The sequence below is a fragment of the Haladaptatus sp. CMAA 1909 genome (genome assembly GCF_043952005.1).
Lineage (GTDB): Archaea > Halobacteriota > Halobacteria > Halobacteriales > Haladaptataceae > Haladaptatus.
In genome coordinates this window covers 3,194,611-3,212,734 of record NZ_JBIOAV010000001.1, presented here as the reverse complement: position 1 = coordinate 3,212,734, position 18,124 = coordinate 3,194,611, and the positions used below count along the sequence as shown (strand labels likewise).

The following is an 18,124-nucleotide window of genomic DNA, read 5'->3' as shown; positions in this document are numbered from 1 at the left end:
GGAACCCATTTATCAGGTACAGCGCAAGGATGGTTATTCGTCTGCCGACGACCGTTTTCGGGTGGCGAAGTAATAGAGTGGTACGAATCCCGGAACTATGAACGGATAGAACAAGGGTCCAGCGATGGCTGACTCCGTTCTGGCCATGCCTCCTATTCCCACTGTCGTAATGACGAGGTATCCGATACACGACACAAGAAAACCATCGACGAGCCCGAGAAACCAGAAGACTACCGCGAGAGCGATAATAACGACCTGACCCCACGCTCCGAAGCGAAGTAAAGCGGTTGAATCGGCTCTCATGCCCGTATGATTGACACCGAGGAGTGATTACTGTCCCGAATTCAACCGTTTATCGAGCGCCTCAAGCGGTCAGTGCGGTATTCCAGACCGATATCGTGACTGCTGTACGCACGATTGCGGTGAAAAAGTCGGTGTTCGGTCCGATTCCGGAGGAGATACGTGAGAAATCCCCGTCAGAACTCGTCCAACTCGGGTTCGATCCCGCCGATTTCCGTCCCCACGTCGAACTCCTCGCGCAAGTCCCGAATCCTGTCGCGGATGTCGGCGGCGAGTTCGAACTCCAGATTGTTGGCTGCCTCCTCCATCCGGTCTTCGAGTTGGGTTATCTGTTCGAGCGCCTCCTCGTCCGTCTCCGGCGCGTTTCGAGTGACGCCGCCGGTGTCGGTCTTGCTCCCCGGCAGGTTCGCCTCCGAGACGGCCTTTTCGATGGTCCGTGGTTCGTAGCCGTGTTCCTCGTTGAACTCCTGTTGAATCCGCCGCCTGCGCTGCGTTTCGTCCATCGCGTCGTCCATCGCGTCCGTCACCTCGTCGGCGTAGAGGATCACCTCCCCGTTGACGTTGCGGGCCGCACGACCCATCGTCTGAACGAGCGCGGTTTCCGAGCGAAGGAAGCCCTGCTGGTCGGCGTCGAGGATGGCGACCATCGACACCTCGGGGATGTCCAACCCTTCGCGGAGGAGGTTGATACCGACGAGTACGTCGAACTCGCCCAACCGAAGTCCCCGGACGAGTTCGTGGCGTTCGAGCGTGTCCGTCTCGTCGTGCATGTACTCGACGGCGACGCCCGCCTCCTCCAGATACTCGGTCAGGTCTTCTGCCATCCGTTTCGTCAGCGTCGTGACGAGGACGCGCTCGTCGCGTTCGATTCGACCGTCGATTCGCGCCATCAGGTCGTCGATTTGGCCGGAGGCGTCGGCGACTTCGACCTTCGGGTCCACGAGGTGCGTCGGGCGAACGATCTGTTCCACGATCTGCTCGCTCTGCTCGCGTTCGTAGTCGGCGGGCGTGGCGGAGATGTAGAGCGTCTTCGCGCTCTTCTCCTCGAACTCCTCGAACGTGAGCGGGCGGTTGTCGTAGGCCGTGGGGAGTCGGAACCCGTTCTCGACGAGCGAATCCTTCCGTGATTTGTCGCCCGCGAACTGACCCCGAATCTGTGGCACCGTCTGGTGTGATTCGTCGATGACGCAGAGGAAGTCGTCGGGGAAGTAATCGAGGAGGGTGTACGGCGCGTCGCCCACGTCACGGTCGGAGAAGTACACGGAGTAGTTCTCGATGCCGGAACAGTAGCCCGCCTCCTTCATCATTTCGAGGTCGAAGGTCGTCCGCTCCTCGATTCGCTGGGCGGCCACCAAGTCCCCGTTCCGCTCGAAGTAGCGGATTCGTCGCTCCAAATCCGTCTCGATTTCCGCGATGGCTTCGGCCATCGTCTCCTCCGGAATCGAGTAGTGTTCCGCCGGGTGGACCAGCACGGCGGGTTCCTGTGATTTCACATCGCCTTCGAGCGGGTCGATCTTCACCATTCGGTCGATTTCGTCGCCCCAGAGTTCCACTCGAACCGCGTAGCGACCGTACATCGGGAATATTTCGACGGTGTCGCCTCGAACGCGGAACGTCCCCTGCGTGAAGTCCATGTCGTTCCGGTCGTAGTTCAGGTCCACGAGACGCGCGAGGAGGTCGTCGCGCTCGATGGTCTCGCCGACTTCCAGTCGCAGGCGCATGTCCTCGTAGTTCTGCGGGTCACCCAAGCCGTAAATCGACGACACCGACGCCACGACGATGACGTCGTCCCGAGTCAGCAGGGAACGAGTCGCGGAGTGGCGAAGGCGGTCGATTTCCTCGTTGATGGACGCGTCCTTGTCGATGTAGGTGTCCGTCTGTTCGACGTACGCTTCGGGTTGGTAGTAGTCGTAGTAGGAGACGAAGTACTCCACCGCGTTATCCGGGAAGAGGTTCCGGAACTCCTCGTACAACTGCGCCGCCAGCGTCTTGTTGTGTGCGATGACGAGCGTCGGTTTTTGCACCTCCTCCATCGTCCACGAAACCGTGTTCGTCTTCCCCGACCCTGTGACGCCCAACAGGGTCTGTTTCTCCATCCCCTCGTTGAACCCCTCGGCCAACTGCTCGATGGCCTCGGGTTGGTCCCCCGCGGGGTCGAACGGCGCGTCGACTCGAAACTCGGTTTCGGCGTCCGGGTTGTCCGGTCGAAGCGGGCCGGACTGGGTGTCGCTCATGGTATCTTTCGTAGGGATTCGAGGTACTTGAGAAGGTCGTTTGCAGGAGCCACCACGTTTCTATTTCCCAGTACTGTACGTCCATCGGGTATGTCAAGCACTGTCGTTATCGCCGGTGTCGGACCGGGACTCGGGGCATCGCTCGCTCGAAAGTTCGCGGACGAAGGCTGCTCCCTCGGTCTGTTTGCCCGATCACATGCGTACGTCGAATCGCTGGCGGACGAACTGCCGACGCCCGCCGTCGCCGCCGAAGTGGACGTCACGGACCCGGAGTGGGTCGAACGAGGGTTCGAGCGCGTCCGCGACGAACTCGGCCCCGTCGACGTGCTGGTCAACCACGCGAGCGGCGCGTCGTGGAACGGGCTTCGGGACTGTTCACCCCACGAGTTCGAGCATGCATGGCGCGTGGCGGCCTACGGCGGGTTCCTCTGCTCGAAGGAAGCGGTGGAGGACATGCTCGACGACGGCGGCACGATACTGTTCACCGGGGCGACCTCGGCGGTGCGCGGACGCGGCGGTGCGGTGGGATTCAGCAGCGCGAAGTTCGCCGTTCGAGGACTGGCCGAATCCATGGCACGAGAACTCGGCCCGGCGGGTATCCACGTCGCACACGTCGTCATCGACGGTGGTATCCGTCCGCCGAGCAGGGACGTCGATTCGCCAGAAGAGTACCTCGACCCGGACGCCATCGCCGAATCGTACTGGCATCTGGTGGAGCAAGACGAGAGCGCGTGGACGCTCGAACTGGACCTACGACCACACGTCGAGGAGTTTTAAGGCGCGACCGTTTCAGTCGTCCAACCGCGCCAACACGGCCTCAGGGTCGTATCGCAGCGACAGCGACCGCGACCGTCCGCGACCGTCGACGTTGGTGTAGGTGGCGTCGATGATGCCGAGTTGGTCGAGTTTGTTGATGATTTCCGAGTAGCGGGTGTAGCCCAAATCGGTCTCCTCGTGGAACACGTCGTACACCTCGCCTGCCTGTTCGCCGTCGTGTTCGGCGATGACGCGGACGAGCGCGACTTCGTTGTCGCTCAAGGCGTGCAGGCTGTGGGAGAGGTGGACGAACTTCGATTTCTCGTAGGCGTCCTCCACGTCCTGCAGGCTCACGGTGCGACTGGCGCGCATCTCGGCGTTCAGGCCCGCCCGTCGCAGGAGGTCGATTCCGACGCGAAGGTCGCCGCTCTCGGTGGTGAGTTCGGCGACGCGTTCCAGCACCTCCCTGGCGATGACGCCATCGTGGAAGCCGCGCTTGACGCGCTCGCCGAGGATGCTGACGATTTCCTCCCAGTCGTACACCGGGAAGTACACGTCCTCGGGCCTGAAGACGCTCTGGACGCGGGTGTCCAGTTCCTCGATGACGTCGAGGTTGAGGTCGGAGGAGATAACGATGACGCCGATCTTCGCCCCGCTGTGTGCCTCGTGAGCGCGGAGGAGCGAATAGAGCGTATCGGAGGCTTCCCCCTCGTAGAACAGGTAGTTCACGTCGTCCAGCGCGACGACGAGGACCTCGTTCTCCTCGACCAGTTTGTCCGTGATTTGGCGGAACAACTTCTTGAACGAGATGCCGCTGGACGGCGGTTCGTAGTCGAATATCCCCTCGAAGATGCGCGAAAAAATGGCGTATCGCGTCGAGTCCACCTGACAGTTGACGCGAACCGTCCGAACGTCGGTCTGGGCCGAGAGTTCGTCGAACAACTTCTGAACCGACGTCGTCTTGCCAGTTCCCGGCGGACCGCGCGCCATGACGTTGAGTGGGCGCGACCCGCGGACTGCCGGCCGAAGCGCGTATTGGAGACTCTGTGTCTGGGATTCGCGGTGTTTGAACGTCTCCGGGACGTAGTCGATTTCGAAGACGTGCTCCTCGCGGAACACCGACTCGTCCCACGACAACATCCCCTCCTCGGGGTCGTCTGCCATCACTTTCACCACGCTCCCGTAGGTACTTAATCCTTCGCCAGCGACAAAAGAGCCGAGAAACGACGCGAGAGCTTAGCGTTGCTCTATCGCACCTTGCACGTCGTTCCGATCCATCGACATACCGTGTTTTTCGCGGGCGTGTTCCTGCACCATATCGACGATTTCTTGCTCGTCGTTCGCCCGTACCATAAACTCACAATCCTGCTGTGTGCATTCGAACTGTTGTGCCATATCGAATCTCTCCTCCCCCGCGTCGGGGCACAAACGGGAACGACAGCCTCGTAAGTAACAGTTCTGGCTGTTCGGCAGACAGCGGTCTGTGGAAACCGACGGAATTCGGTCGATTAACGCACCGTGATCAGGAGATTGGAGACGGACAGTACGGCGGCCAAAACGGCGCAGTAAGTGAGCGGACTTTTAGCATTCGGACCTCCCGCATCGTCGGGTCGAAGCGTTCCGTAGATGGCGATAAGCGTCATCCCGACCGCTGAAGCACCACCGACGAGCGATACCGTACTTCGGGACCCGGAACCGTATGTTACGGCCCATCTGGTCGCCGCGCTAAGGGCGAATGTTCCGAACGAAAGCCAGAAAACGCGAGATGAGGACATACATCATCGACGATGGTAGTGGCAAAAAAACGTTCCGGGGGGTGAACTGCTCGGTTCGTCGCGATTCGGTCGAAAACGGCGCTACTCGAACTTCTCCAGCAACCGCTCGTAGAAGCCGTTTTCGCCGCCGTCGGCGAGTTTCTCGACGATGAGTTCCGGCGTCGAACGGGCCAGGTGGTCCTTTACCGGCGAGCGTTCGACCACCAGTTCGCCGTCGACCAATCCCTTCGCCTCGATTCCGTCCACCGCCACGTCGTTGTCCGCCACGTCCCGTATCTCGTCGGCGAGGTGGGAGACGAACACGCCGGTCACGTCGCGTTCGCCCAACTCCTCCAAAATCCCCGCGATGATTTTCGCGCTCGCACCGGGTTCGGTGATGCTTTCGAGTTCGTCCACGAGGACGAGACGCCCCGCCTGCCCGTCCGCGAGGGACGCGAACTCCCGGAGCGTGCTCTCGAATGCGCCCGCATCGAGCGTTCCCTGTGTCTTGCCGTGATAGTGGAGTTCCTCGAATCGTCGCAGACGAACCGCCTCCGCGGGCACCGGCAGGCCCATGTGGGCGAGGATGACCACGAGTGCCACGAGGTCGAGCGTCGACGTCTTTCCGCCGCTGTTGACCCCCGAGAGGAGGGCCACGCCCGAGACGCCGTAATCGACGGGTTCGACCGCGGAGAAGTCGACGTCAAGGAGCGGCGAGCGCCCGCCCGCGATGTCGAACCCGTCGCCGTCGAACTCGGGCATGACGCACTCGAAATCGCGGGCGAACCGCGCGACGGCGAGTTCCACGTCCAGTTCGAGCGCGGCGCGAACGAGTTCCGTTGCCGCCTCGCGTTCGTCCGCGAGTTCCCGTGCGAGTTCGCGCTTGTGTCGCGCTGCCCGTCGCGATTTTTCGGCCTCCAGTTGCTCGCGGAGCCGCGAGATCACGCTCTCGTCGCGTTCGACCGGAAACGTCGGGTCGTCGGGAAACGCCTGCCGGGCAACCTCGGACTCCCCGGCGTCCAGCGCTAACGTCTCGATTAGTTGCTCGCGGGCGGCGGCGATTGCCGCGTCGTACTCGTCGCCCAACTCGCGCGAGAGGAGCGAATCGACGCCCGCGCCGCGTTCGACCAACGAAAGCAGGTCCGAGCCTTCGATGGTCACGTCGCGCTCCCGAATCGCCTCGCGGAGTCGGTCGTTGGCGACGTTCTCCGCCATCGAGACGGCGGCGTCCAAATCCGACACCGCGTCCGTCAACCGGGCGAGTTCCTCGTCACCCGTCACGCCGCCGTCGGCCGTGACGCGAGCCAACGCGGATTCCAACCCGTCGATGTCCAGCGGCGCGTCGAGTCCCGCGACGCGGTGTACCTCCGCGGCGGCGAGCAAGGTCCCCCGATTTTCGGCGAAGAAGGCGAGCGGCCGCTCGGGGACGAGTTCCACCGGGGTTTCGAGTGCGTCGGGTTCGACGCGAACGTCGCCGTCCAGCGCGACGCCCGTGAACGCCTCGTCCAGCGCGACGACGGTGGAGTAGCCACGCGCGAGTTCCGCCAGCTCCCGCGTGTCCTCGACGACTTCGACCGGCAGTTCCGGAATCGCCTCGCGCGCCTTCGCGTACCGTTCGGCGTCCGTCGTCGCCAGACAGCGGTCGGTGACGCGAACGCCTCGGGGGGAAGAGAGCGGTTCGACGCCCGCCAGCGCCTCCCGAACCGCGTCCGTCGGCGTGCGCTCCATCGCCCGGCGGGTGAACTCGCGCACCTCCTCGATTCGGGAGGCGGACGAACTGGGGTACAGCGTTTCGAGGCGTTTCTCGGCGTACGTCGTGACGGCGCGTGCTTTCACGAGCGAGAGGGCGTCGCGGTACAACTCCCGCGCCCTGTCGGTGGCGAGAAAGCCGCCGTCGTCGTCGTGTCGAATCCTGATGGCACCGCGCGCGATGGCGGCGGCCCGCCCTTCCGTAATGCCCGGCGCTCGTGCCAGCGTGGCGACGTCGCCCGTTTCCAGCGCTCGCTCTGCGTTATCGAGTTCCGCGAGCGCGTCCGCGGTCTTCGCGCCGACGCCGGGTACCGCCTCGAGGTCCATTCGCTCCGTGATATTGCGTCGTACATAAAAAACGTTCCCGACGCGTACCGAGGAGTCGAACTCGACGGACGATGAAGTCCGCGTTCTGGACGGTGACGCTTTTGCCCGTCCGCAACAACCACGAGGTATGTCAACCGTCTCGGAGAAACTGGCCGCCGCGAAGGCGGACCTTGCGAAGCGCGACGGCGTGCTCGTCGCGTTCAGCGGCGGGGTCGATTCGAGCGTCGTCGCCGCCATCGCACACGACGCGCTGGGCGACGACGCCGTCGCGTGTACCGCGAAGAGCGAAACCCTGCCCGAAGCCGAGCTCGGGGACGCGAAACGGGTCGCCGAGGAAATCGGGATTTGCCACGTCATCGCCGAGTTCAGCGAGTTGGACGACCCGAACTTCGTCGAGAACGACGACGACAGGTGTTATCACTGCCGGACGATGCGACTCGGCGCGATGTTCGACCGGGCGGCCGAACTGGATATCGGGGTCGTCTGCGACGGGACGAACGCCGACGACGTGTCGGCGGGCCACCGCCCCGGCCTCCGCGCCGTCGAGGAGTTGGACGCCTACTCGCCGCTCCTCCAACACGACGTCTCGAAATCGGAGGTCCGAGAGATCGCGGAGCGATACGACCTCTCCGTCGCCGACAAGCCCGCGATGGCCTGCCTCTCCTCGCGCATCCCGACCGGTCTGGAAGTGACCGAGGAGCGTCTCTCACGGATCGAACAGGCCGAGACGGTGCTTCGCCAGTGGGGGTTCACCCAGTTCCGGGTGCGGGACCACGACGGATTGGCGCGCATCGAAATCGGCGAGGACGAACTGCCACGAGCGTTGGACGAGGAGTTCGTTCGCGCCGCTCGGGACCATCTGACGGAAATCGGATTCGACCACGTCACGCTCGATTTGCACGGGTATCGGACGGGAAGTGTTAGTCCGGAGGGCGATGCCGGTGAGGCATCGAACGGCGAACGGGGAGGGACGACCCGTGAGCAGGAAGGCGATGCGCGCGAGTCGGTAGACGAGCGGGCATCCGACTCGGACGAACCGCTGGTCGAGGACGTGTTCAGTACCGACTATCCGACGGGTGGTCAGTAGAAAGGAGCGTCGGGCGTTCGCACCCAAAGGGTGGCAGTCTGCTGGCACGCGAACTGCGGTCTGTAGCTGCTGGCACGCGAGCTAAGGGCAGGTACGAACGCTACATCCACACTGGCGACAAACTCCCTTAGTTATAACCCGGTTACGAATATCGAAAGGTACCGTTTCGTGATTCCGAGGGGTTGGGGACGACGCGAGAACGGTCCTAAACCGTCACTTGCCCGTCCATTTGAGGAGGAGCAGCGTCCCCTCGAACAGCCCGACCATCGTGATCGCGACGAGGAACGGGGCCATACCGGTCGGGTCGGGGCTGAACAGGAACGCGAACCCGGCGAACCCGCCCCAGAAGTACAGTCGACGGTTCGCCATCCACTGGCGCGTCGTCAAGCCCATCATGATGGCGAGCATGATGAGGAGCGGAATCTGGAACACGACGGCCAGGACGCCCATCATCATCAGAATGAGGTTGAACGTCTTCGTCAGGCCGAACGCGATCGCGACGTTCGCCTGCTGTGAGTAGGACAGGAAGTAGGTGAAGATAGCGGGGAGGATGAGGAAGTAGGCGAAACTGACGCCGACGAAGGCGAGGACGAGGCTCGTCGGCACCGCCGCGAGGTAGTACCGGCGCTCGTTCGGGTAGAGTCCGGGACGCATGAAGAGGTACGTCTGATACACCATGACGGGGAGCGCGATGATGAGGCCCGCGAGGCTGGCGACCTTGAGTTTCGTCATGACGAGCGCCAGCGGCGCGTAGAGCCGGGGACGGGCTTTTTGGACCGGCAGTATCTGATTCCAGAGGAAGTTGATGACGTGGTCCGCGGCGGGCAGCGTGAGGAGACTGACGGCTCCCGCGACGACGAGGACGATGGCGAGCCGTTTTATCATCTCCTCGACGTGGTCGGCGAGGGGCATCTCCTCGTCGTCCGTCGGCTGGCTCGGCCGCTCCACTGCCGGTTCCGGATCCTCGGGCACGTACAGGTCCTCGTCCGGCGGCTCCGGCGCTTCGTCCGACGCCGAAACGTTCGAGATATTACTGCCTGCCGTCGCCTCCGATTCTTCGCCCATTCACCCGAGGATAAGCAGCCGAGTTATTATAGGCTTTCTTCATCCTGCGAGACGGGAAGATTGATAACTGGCAGGAGGTTACCATCCGCAAGCAATGTCTACCTCGGGGAACAGTCTCATCGACGAGGATACCGCCAACACCGTCGCTTCCGGACGAGAAACCATCGGAGCGATGCTTTCGACGGCACAGACACACCTTCAGAAGGTCTTCATCGTATTCGTCATCGGCTTCATCGGCACGTTTTACGCCATGTCGTGGAAGGTGTGGCCGTTCCTGCGCGACGTGACGACCGCCAGCATGTCAGAGCAGGTGATGCGACACGTCGAAATCGTCGCGGTGACGCCGTTCGACGTCGTCCTCCTTCAAGCGAAGATAGCGATGTTCTCGGGCGCGGTTTTGGCCCTCCCCGTTCTCCTCTACCTCGGTCGTGATTCGATTCGGCAACGCGAATGGTATCCCGAATTCTCCATCTCCTACTGGAAGATCGTTCCCCTCGTCGTCCTCGCGGTGGCGCTGTTCCTCGGCGGACTGGCCTACGGATACTCCGTCTATCTCCCCCTGATGTTCCAGTTCCTCGCCAAGAACGCGGTGCAGGCGAACTTGAGTCCGAAGTACGGCATCGTCCAGTGGACCGAGTTCGTCCTCATCATCTCGCTTTCGTTCGGTCTGGCCGCGGAACTGCCGCTCATGATGAGCGGGTTGAGCTACTCCGGCATCGTGAAGTACGAGACGTTCCGCGACAAGTGGCGCTACGCCATCCTCGTCATCTTCGTCTTCGGCGCAGTTGCGTCCCCGCCGGACCCGTTCACGCAGGTCATGTGGGCGATTCCGCTCATCGTCCTCTACGGGTTCAGCCTCTATCTGTCGAAGATACTCGTCACCATCAAGCGCGGCAGTAGCGAGGTGAGCATCAGACGGTCGGTGGCGGAGCGGTGGAACTACCTCCTCGGTATCGCGTTCATCGCTGGCGGCGCGACGTACCTGTTCTTCAGCCGAGCGGGCGTCAGTTACGTGAACACCCAACTCCTTCCGGCGTTTCCGGCGGAGTACCGACCCGCGGCGCTTTCGCCCGTCGAGGAAGCACTGGGAATGCCGCGCGGAACGGCCATCCTCCTCGTTGCGGGAGCCGTCGGGCTGGTAGCACTCGTCCTCGCCGCCCTCTACTACCTCTTCGTATCGCTCGAATCGAACGCCGGAATCGGGCAGGAAGGCGGCGCACCCGCCGCGATCGACATCGACGAACTCGACGCCGCGGGCGTCCGGGCCGCCCCGCCCGAAGTGTTCGCGGAGATGGACGAGGGCGAATCGCTCGACCATGCCCGCGCCGCGATGGAAGCGGACCAACCCGAGAAGGCACAGGCCATCTTCGACCGCTTCGACGAAGCGAACCCGGAGGAAGAGGAAGCGACCGAGGAGGACGGCGAAATCCGGAAGGACGAAGACGGCACACCCCTGGCCGAGGACGTTGCTCGGCAACCGAAAGAGACCCAAGAGGAAGGCAACGTCCTCCAGCGCACTGCCGCGGGTATGACGAACGCGTTCACCGAGGAGGAGACGACGGAGGACGACATCGGCGGCTACTACTACGACTTCGCGTTCATCCTCCAGAGCCTCACCTCGAAGCTCTTCCGCATCGTCGGGGTGTTCATGCTCGTCCTCGCGGGCGTCTTCGTCTACCTCTACAACGGCGGCATCGGCTACATCAACCAGGACTTCACGAGCCGCGTCCCGCAGTCGATACTGGCGAACGGCCAACAGCTCAACGTCGTCACCCTCCATCCGGTCGAGGCGCTCATCTTCGAGGTGAAGATAAGTACGCTACTCGCCGCCGTGTCGGTGCTCCCGATGGTGCTCTACTACAGTTGGCCCGCGATGAAGGAACGCAAACTCGTCAGGGGGAACCGCAACGTGTTCTTCCTGTGGGGTGGAACGCTGTTCGTCGGCCTCATCGCCGGGAGCTACATCGGTTACACCATCGTCGCTCCGAACATCATCTCGTGGCTCGTCGTGGACGCTCACAACGCCGAGATGCTCATCTACTACCGGGTGAAGGCGTTCTTCTGGCTCGTGTTTCTCACCACGGTGGGAATCGGCCTCCTCGCCGACGTCCCGGTGACGATGTTCCTGTTCCACTGGGCGGGCATCGTCAAATTCGGTTCGATGTTCGAATACTGGCGCGGAGTCGTCATCGGCATCTTCGCCGTCGCCGCGCTGGTGACGCCGGACAGCCTCTACACGATGTTCCTCGTCGCCATCCCGGTCGCCGTCGCGTACGTCTTCGGACTTAGCGTCCTCTGGGTGGGAACGCTCGGCGGGCGACGCGCGTGACGCTGGGATTAAGTATTCTTCGCGGAATATCACGGTATGACCAAGATAAGCGTCGAAGTTCCCGACGAACTCCTCTCCGATTTGGACGACCACGTCGGTGAGGACGGCAAGTTCGTCAACAGGAGCGAGGCGATTCGCGCGTCGGTTCGAAAGATGCTCGACATCCTCGACGAGATAGACGAACGGCACGGAAGACTCGAAGATGACTGAGTCGAGGAGCGAACCGCACTCGGCCCTCGCCACCGGGCAACTCGTTCTCACCGCGCTGTTCGTGACGGCGCTCGTGACGGCACAGCTCACGGCGGCGAAGGTGCTCCAGTTCACCATCCCGCTCTCCCTCCCGATTACGGGCGACGCGCTCGTCCTTCCGGGGGCGGCGCTGGCCTACGCGCTGACCTTCTTCGCCTCCGATTGCTACGCCGAGGTGTACGGCCGGAAGGCGGCCCAGCGACTCGTGAACGTCGCCTTCGTCATGATATTCGTCATGCTGGCCCTCGTCTGGTCCACCATCGAAGCGCCCGCCGCCCAATCCAGCGTGGACCCCGGAAAGTTCCGGACCGTCCTCAGCGCGAGCACGAACATCGTCGTCGGAAGCCTCTGTGCGTACGTCGTCAGCCAGAACTGGGACGTCATCGTCTTCCACAGGATCCGCGACTTCACCGACGGCGACCACCTCTGGGCGCGCAACATCGGTTCGACGGCGAGCAGTCAGGCCATCGACACCGTCATCTTCGTCGGCGTGGCGTTCTTCGCGCTGCCGCGGTTCGTCGGTATCGGGCCGCAACTCCCGATGGACGTCGTCCTCTCGCTCGTCGTCGGCCAGTACGTCTTCAAACTGCTCGTCGCGCTCCTCGACACGCCGTTCGTCTACGCCGTCGTCGGGTTCCTGCGGTCGCAGACGTCCGCCGGTCGAATGCCCAGTTCGGCGGACTGAGTTCGAAACTCAGTCTCGGTCCAGTCGCTGTGCGAAACCGAACTTCGGCTTCACGTCGTCGACGCGGATTTCGACCGTCTCCCCCTCCTCCGTGTTCGGAACGAACAGCGTGTACTCCTCGACTTTCGCCACGCCGTCGCCCTCGCTTCCCACGCCTTCGATGGTCACTTCGAGGGTGTCGCCGGGTCTGACGGGTGCGGTGAGGCGTTTCCGAGCGACGAGGTAAACTTCGGAGGACTCGTCGCGCGAGGCATCGGGACTCATGGTTCGGACGTATTCGAACTCCGGTTCCATGTCATCGCGCAGGTCGTTCAAGTCCGGTCCCTGAAACACCTTGACGACGAAGTCGCCGCCGGAATCGAGGAGTTCGAGCGCCGTCTCGAACGCCTGTCGGGCGAGGTACACCGAGCGAGCGTGGTCGAGGCTGTACTCGCCGGTCATGTTCGGTGCCATGTCCGAGAGGACGACGTCGGCGGACCCCGCGACGTCGATGACTTCCTGCTGGGTGTCTTCCTCCGTCATGTCGCCGCGGATGGTTTCGACGCCGTCGATGTCCTTGATTCGCTGGAGGTCCACGCCGATGACGGTCCCGTCGTCACCGACCTCCTCGGCGGCGACCTGAAGCCAACCGCCGGGGGCGGCCCCGAGGTCCACGACGGTCTCGCCCTCGTGGAGAAGGTGTGCGGATTCGTCCAACTGCTTGAGTTTGTAGGCCGCCCGCGAGCGGTAGCCTTGCTGCTTGGATTTGTTGTAATAGTGGTCTTTACGGGCCATTCGTTGGGACACGGTAGTCTATGCGGATGTTTACGCCCTTCGTTCGGCGTCCCGGCGGTTGCGGTCGGGATCGAAAAGGATGGTAACGGACGCTACCCGTCCCGATACTCACACTCGGTCTGATGGCGAACGAGGTCGGATTTGTTCTTTCCGCCGACGAAGACTTTCTTCTTGCAGTAGTTGCAGATTCCCCATCGCGGGTCGTCTTCGTCGAGCGTGTACTCTTCAGGCCGCCACTCCTGCGACATATTTGTTCAAAGAATCTTCTATCGTAAAAAGTTTATCAAAATTATGTATATTATCACGATCGGTGGAGAAAAGAAAGAGCGGTGTGAGGGCGTCACTCGCGGACTGCCGCCACCGTACGTCGCGCGCGCGAACGGGTGACTTTTTATGCCAGCCTTTCATAGCCATCATCAACATGTTCAAGGCTATCGTGAGCGCGGATACGCTCCGGACGACGATTGATTCCGTGGGCGTTCTTGTGGATGAATCCAAAATCCACCTCGAGGAGGATGGCCTCACCATCAAGGCGGTCGACCCGGCCAACGTCGGGATGGTGGACCTTCAACTCGATGCCGAAGCGTTCGAATCCTACGAAGCGGACGGCGGCGTCCTCGGCGTCAACCTCGACCGCCTCGAAAGCATCGCGGGGATGGCGAGTTCCGACCAACTCATCGAGATGGCGTTGGACGAGGAAACGCGCAAACTCCACATCAAAATCGACGGGTTGGAGTACACCCTCGCGCTCATCGACCCTGATTCCATCCGCCAAGAACCCGATATCCCGGACCTCGATCTCTCGGCGACCATCGTCGTCGAAGGCTCCGACATCAACCGAGCGGTCAAGGCCGCCGACATGGTGTCCGACCACATCGCGCTCGGCGTGAACGAGGACGACGAAGTGTTCTACGTCGAAGCCGAGGGTGACACGGACAACGTCGACCTGAAACTCGACCGCGACGACCTCATCGACCTCACGACCGGCCCTGCACACTCCCTGTTCAGCCTCGATTACCTGAAAGATATGGACAAGGCGATTCCGAAGGACAGCGAAGTGAGCATCGACCTCGGCGAGGAGTTCCCCCTCAAGCTTCACTTCGAGATCGCGGAAGGGAAGGGCCAAGTGACGTACATGCTCGCACCGCGCATCCAAAGCGACTGACGGACGATTTTCGAATTTCGGTTCTACAGGTTTCGGTCGATGACCGCTTTCGCCGACTGTGCTTTTTCCTTCCACCCGTAGCCCGCCTCGTAGACGTGTCGTTTGCTTTCGGCCAACTCCTCGGGCGTGGATTCCTCGAACCCGCCGCGGCCCCACGTACCGCTCTTGTGGAGCCATTCGACGACGTTCTCGCGCGTCTCGGGCCACGACAGGCCGACCATCTCGTACCAGGCGATCATGGCGAAGACGGCGTTGTCGTGGCACCCGGGCACGCTTCCCTTCTCGTAAATCGTACTCATCGGCTCGAAACTCGGTTCCGAGACGGTTTCGCGGAACTCGTCGGCGGTGAGGAGGCGCAGCGCACCGTCGCTCTCGACGACCCGCTTTTCGTGGCGGAGTCGGTCGAGCGCCGCGACGTGGGTGGCGTCCCAGCGTCCGTGGACTGCCTCGCGGAGTTCCTCCTCGGTCAGCGAGTCGGCCGAGAGCAAGGCGATGATGTCCGTGTATGCTTTTTCGATGTCCGTCCACGGCTCGCCGTCGAACCGACAGTCCGGGCCGTGAAGGTTCGTCGTGGTTCGACAGTCGGGACACGGATATGCGAAGCGTGGCACGAAACCCGTTTCTCACGCGTCGGTAATAGGTGATTGGATTCGACCGAATCGAGGAAATGCGGCATTTCCCGCGAACCGAATGTGGAAACGCACCGTTACCGGCGACCGTCGCGTTTATCGGGCATCGCTCGTAACGTCGATTAATGAACTCGCTCCACGCCCGATACCCGTTCCTCGCGTCCGCACGTGAGGCGGTTCGGGACGCGAACCTCGACCTCGCGGAAGTCATCGCGGGGGATGGTGGCCGCCACCCCGCAGTCGAACGCGGCGTGGAGCGCGTGCGTCGAGCACTCCTCGACGGAACCGTGCGCGCGCCGGACGACGGCCGACGGTGGGCGACGACGGCGGAGGTGCTCTCCTATCCCATCGCCCGGATGCTGGTCTCGCTCCTCGACGCGCCGGGTGCGGTCGAAAAGTACGCCAACGCCGAGGCGACGACGGCCTACGAACGGTTCACCGCCGACTTCGAGACGCCGGACGACGGACTGAGGAGTACGCAGGGAGCGTCGCTCACGCTCGATGCGTTCCTCGCCGATTTCGACCTCGCCGGCGACATCACGACGCGCGGTGACGGGTTCGGCGTCGCCGTTTCGACCTACATCTCGCTCGTCGGTGAGTTCGGGGACGGATGGCGACTCGTCACGCGCCAACTCGAAGACGGCGTCGTGGTCGTCTCGCAGGGAGAACTACACGAACTGCTTCGAACGGCGGTGGAGACGCGAATCGCCGCGGACCTGCCGCTTTCCGTCCCCGACGAAATCGGCGAGGAACTCGCCGACGAACTCTCGGAACTGGAATCGTCGTTCACCGACGCCGACTTCTCGCACGACATCGACACGCTGGTTCCGGAGTTGTTCCCGCCGTGCATGACGGCGCTCCTCTCACGGGCACGCGACGCGGAAACGCTTCCCGCACACTCCGAGTTCACGCTGGTTTCGTTTCTCACCAGCATCGGACTCGACGCCGACGAAATCCTCTCGCTCTGTGAAGTCCGGTCGTCTGGACGCGGGGACCGTCTCCGCGCCAGAATCGAACGACTCCGGGACGAACGGACGACGCAGTTCGCGCCGCCGAGCTGCGCGACGCTCCAAGCGTACGGCGACTGCGTGAACAAGGACCAGCGCTGTGAGACGGTGACGCATCCACTCGTTTACTACGAGGATGCGCTGGACGAAAACGGAACCGCGACGGATTGGCGAGACCGGTAGAGATCGAGCGATCGATACGGATCGGTACGACCGGTCGGAGTCGGTTCGAACGTCAGTGCTGATTCGCCAGCCAAAAGCCGACGCCGGTCATGACGAGGACGAAGAGCGTGATGACGCCGACCATTTCGAGCGCGCCAGTGCCGGTGATCCCGCCGCTTTTGAACTGCGACCCCACGACGAACATCGCTACGATAAAGAAGCCGACCGACACGACGGAGACGACGATGTCGCGAACCGTGTCGTCCTCGAGATTCATGCTCTTCGTTTTCCGGGGTTGCATCAAAAGTTCTCCGTTTCGAAGTCGCCGTCCGAATTTCTCCGCGTTCGCGGGATGTACGCCGTTTCAGCGGGGAATCAACGCCGAACGCGAACGTCACGGACGGTTCCCGAAGAGGGGGAACGTTCCCTCGACACGGAAACGAGCTATTACCGGCGTTTCGCGGGGCGAGCAACCCGAAGACTCGCGTCGACGGGTGAAAGCCTTAGGGTCGCTCGGCACGTACGGTAATACGTCGAAACCGGCGCCGAGTGGCCGGAACGAGTCGATTTTCGTCGTTCGGTTTCACGTCGGAGGAAGCACCCATGATAGACACAGCCGCTTCCGGAAAAGTATCGCTGGCTCCGCTGGCGGAGACCGAGGAGATGAATCCTCGCTCGCAACGTGCCAGAGCGGAGCGCATGTCCGTCACGCCGCTCGGTGGCGGACTGTACGAAGTCGAAAGCCAGAGCGACAACACGTACTTCGTGGACCTGCTCGGCGGGCGCTGTACCTGCCCCGACCACATGATGCGGGGCGTTCGGTGTAAGCACCTCCGCCGGGTCGCCATCGAAATCAACGAGGGTCGCGTCCCGCCGCCGGGAAAGGAAGCAGTCGAGTGTGCCCGCTGTCAGTCCGTCATCTTCGTGGACGAGAAGACGGCGGCCGCGGGACCACACTTCTGTGACCACTGCGAACTCCAACCCGGCGAACCCGTCGTGGACCGCGCGACCGGCGATCTGCTGGTGGTCGTCGGAATGACGGACCACCGGGCCGACCAAGTCGAGGTTCCGGGCCGCGACTGCACCGTCGCGACGTACCCGGCGAACGAGGGCTACCCCGCGGACGACCCGGTCGTCGAAGTGCTCTACCCGATTCCGTCGGGGCTTCGTCCCGAGCAGGTCGAAGCGCGGCACGTTCGGCGCTACTCGTTCCCGCGCTCGCGACTCCAGCGTCCCGAGCGTCCGGGCGACCAGTCGGAACTGACCGACTTTCGGGAAGCGGAGTAGTCGAACCGATTTTTCGCCGTGGAAGTGAATCGCGGGCGACGGCTACTCCAAAATTTCCGTCGCCTCGTCCACCGAGAGGACGCCCTGTTCGACGGCGTGGAGGACGTCCGAGACGCCGTGTTTCGACCCCTCGTCGTCGTCCGCTTTCCACAAGTCGTCCATCGACTCGCCCTCATCCAGCGCGGTTTCCTTCTTCACTCGGTAGTTGCCGCCTTTCGTCTGGTGAACGTCCGCCGGGTGGAAGAAGTACCAGTCCTCCCGGTCGAACCGAACGCCGATCTTGGGCTTCGCGCCGAAGTTCTGCGAGAAGTAAACGAGGGCTTCGACTTCCTCCCCCGTGAGATAGATCGGGTCCCCCGAACTCGATTTCGCCTCGATAGCGTAGAAAACCGTCCCGTTTCCGGCCAGCACGTCCGGCAGTTCGCGCTGGGTCGCACCCCCGCTGGCGGGAGCGCGCATGACCGCGAATCCCGCGTCGTCCAGTCTGTTGACGAGTTCGCGCTCCCGTCTGTCGCCTTTCCGATTCGCCATGTGTTCGGTCGATGGTCGGCGGGGGCGGGCAATA

Annotated in this window: 19 protein-coding genes; 8 read left to right on the top strand and 11 right to left on the bottom strand. The window is 62.7% G+C overall.

The genetic code is table 11. From position 1 onward, the window contains the following. Positions 1–476: 476 nt before the first annotated feature. The gene (gene uvrB / locus ACGYLY_RS17340; protein WP_395283374.1) at positions 477–2,534 is read right to left on the bottom strand and encodes an excinuclease ABC subunit UvrB; all 2,058 of its coding nucleotides are present in this window, start codon (positions 2,532–2,534) and stop codon (positions 477–479) included. Positions 2,535–2,624: 90 nt separating this feature from the next. Here uvrB and ACGYLY_RS17335 point away from each other — a divergent pair, with 90 nt between their 5' ends. Further along, on the top strand, positions 2,625–3,311 hold the full coding sequence (locus tag ACGYLY_RS17335) for an SDR family NAD(P)-dependent oxidoreductase (protein ID WP_395283373.1): 687 nt from the start codon (positions 2,625–2,627) through the stop codon (positions 3,309–3,311). A gap of 12 nt (positions 3,312–3,323) precedes the next feature. Here ACGYLY_RS17335 and ACGYLY_RS17330 read toward each other — a convergent pair whose 3' ends face one another. From ACGYLY_RS17330 to ACGYLY_RS17315, 4 genes are all read right to left on the bottom strand, one after another. Beyond that, positions 3,324–4,454, bottom strand: coding sequence for an ORC1-type DNA replication protein (locus ACGYLY_RS17330; RefSeq protein ID WP_395283372.1), 1,131 nt, complete (start codon positions 4,452–4,454; stop codon positions 3,324–3,326). Positions 4,455–4,526: 72 nt separating this feature from the next. Beyond that, positions 4,527–4,685, bottom strand: a complete 159-nt coding sequence (locus ACGYLY_RS17325) for a DUF1059 domain-containing protein (protein WP_231185668.1) — start codon at positions 4,683–4,685, stop codon at positions 4,527–4,529. Between the two features lie 113 nt (positions 4,686–4,798). Next, a complete protein-coding gene (locus tag ACGYLY_RS17320) occupies positions 4,799–5,065 on the bottom strand; it encodes a hypothetical protein (RefSeq protein WP_395283370.1) in 267 nt (88 codons plus the stop codon). An 81-nt stretch (positions 5,066–5,146) separates the two neighbouring features. Further along, complete coding sequence (locus ACGYLY_RS17315; RefSeq protein ID WP_395283369.1) at positions 5,147–7,120, bottom strand: endonuclease MutS2; 1,974 nt, start codon at positions 7,118–7,120, stop codon at positions 5,147–5,149. A 127-nt stretch (positions 7,121–7,247) separates the two neighbouring features. Here ACGYLY_RS17315 and larE point away from each other — a divergent pair, with 127 nt between their 5' ends. Next, positions 7,248–8,207, top strand: coding sequence for an ATP-dependent sacrificial sulfur transferase LarE (gene larE / locus ACGYLY_RS17310; RefSeq protein WP_395283368.1), 960 nt, complete (start codon positions 7,248–7,250; stop codon positions 8,205–8,207). 213 nt (positions 8,208–8,420) lie between these two features. On the opposite strand, the gene ACGYLY_RS17305 is transcribed toward larE, so the two are convergent. Continuing rightward, positions 8,421–9,272: a twin-arginine translocase subunit TatC gene (locus ACGYLY_RS17305; protein WP_395283367.1), complete on the bottom strand. Its 852-nt coding sequence runs from the start codon at positions 9,270–9,272 to the stop codon at positions 8,421–8,423. A 94-nt stretch (positions 9,273–9,366) separates the two neighbouring features. On the opposite strand from ACGYLY_RS17305, the gene ACGYLY_RS17300 reads away from it, so the two are divergent. The 3 genes from ACGYLY_RS17300 to ACGYLY_RS17290 are packed head-to-tail and all read left to right on the top strand — an operon-like array spanning position 9,367 to position 12,535. Next, positions 9,367–11,601 (top strand): twin-arginine translocase subunit TatC, encoded by a 2,235-nt coding sequence (locus ACGYLY_RS17300; protein WP_395283366.1) that lies wholly within the window; start codon positions 9,367–9,369, stop codon positions 11,599–11,601. Positions 11,602–11,637: 36 nt separating this feature from the next. Further along, positions 11,638–11,811: a ribbon-helix-helix domain-containing protein gene (locus ACGYLY_RS17295; protein WP_113274720.1), complete on the top strand. Its 174-nt coding sequence runs from the start codon at positions 11,638–11,640 to the stop codon at positions 11,809–11,811. After that, positions 11,804–12,535, top strand: coding sequence for a queuosine precursor transporter (locus tag ACGYLY_RS17290; protein WP_395283365.1), 732 nt, complete (start codon positions 11,804–11,806; stop codon positions 12,533–12,535). Before ACGYLY_RS17295 ends, ACGYLY_RS17290 begins: the two co-directional genes overlap by 8 nt. 9 nt (positions 12,536–12,544) lie before the next feature. Here ACGYLY_RS17290 and ACGYLY_RS17285 read toward each other — a convergent pair whose 3' ends face one another. Both ACGYLY_RS17285 and ACGYLY_RS17280 read right to left on the bottom strand, forming a co-directional pair. Further along, positions 12,545–13,309, bottom strand: coding sequence for a 23S rRNA (uridine(2552)-2'-O)-methyltransferase (locus ACGYLY_RS17285; protein ID WP_395283364.1), 765 nt, complete (start codon positions 13,307–13,309; stop codon positions 12,545–12,547). Positions 13,310–13,401: 92 nt separating this feature from the next. Next, positions 13,402–13,557 (bottom strand): hypothetical protein, encoded by a 156-nt coding sequence (locus ACGYLY_RS17280; RefSeq protein ID WP_395283363.1) that lies wholly within the window; start codon positions 13,555–13,557, stop codon positions 13,402–13,404. 173 nt (positions 13,558–13,730) lie between these two features. Between ACGYLY_RS17280 and ACGYLY_RS17275 the strand changes: the two genes are divergently transcribed. Beyond that, complete coding sequence (locus ACGYLY_RS17275) at positions 13,731–14,474, top strand: DNA polymerase sliding clamp (RefSeq protein WP_395283362.1); 744 nt, start codon at positions 13,731–13,733, stop codon at positions 14,472–14,474. A gap of 23 nt (positions 14,475–14,497) precedes the next feature. Here the strand turns inward: ACGYLY_RS17275 and ACGYLY_RS17270 are convergent, their stop codons facing one another. After that, complete coding sequence (locus ACGYLY_RS17270; protein ID WP_231185690.1) at positions 14,498–15,085, bottom strand: hypothetical protein; 588 nt, start codon at positions 15,083–15,085, stop codon at positions 14,498–14,500. A 143-nt stretch (positions 15,086–15,228) separates the two neighbouring features. On the opposite strand from ACGYLY_RS17270, the gene ACGYLY_RS17265 reads away from it, so the two are divergent. Next, complete coding sequence (locus ACGYLY_RS17265) at positions 15,229–16,293, top strand: DNA primase (RefSeq protein WP_395283361.1); 1,065 nt, start codon at positions 15,229–15,231, stop codon at positions 16,291–16,293. 52 nt (positions 16,294–16,345) lie between these two features. On the opposite strand, the gene ACGYLY_RS17260 is transcribed toward ACGYLY_RS17265, so the two are convergent. After that, entirely contained in the window at positions 16,346–16,549 is a 204-nt protein-coding gene (locus tag ACGYLY_RS17260; protein ID WP_395283360.1) for a transporter, read from the bottom strand. 326 nt (positions 16,550–16,875) lie between these two features. Here ACGYLY_RS17260 and ACGYLY_RS17255 point away from each other — a divergent pair, with 326 nt between their 5' ends. Beyond that, the gene (locus ACGYLY_RS17255) at positions 16,876–17,559 is read left to right on the top strand and encodes an SWIM zinc finger family protein (protein ID WP_395283359.1); all 684 of its coding nucleotides are present in this window, start codon (positions 16,876–16,878) and stop codon (positions 17,557–17,559) included. A gap of 42 nt (positions 17,560–17,601) precedes the next feature. On the opposite strand, the gene hjc is transcribed toward ACGYLY_RS17255, so the two are convergent. Continuing rightward, entirely contained in the window at positions 17,602–18,090 is a 489-nt protein-coding gene (gene hjc / locus ACGYLY_RS17250) for a Holliday junction resolvase Hjc (RefSeq protein WP_395283358.1), read from the bottom strand. Positions 18,091–18,124 lie beyond the last annotated feature (34 nt).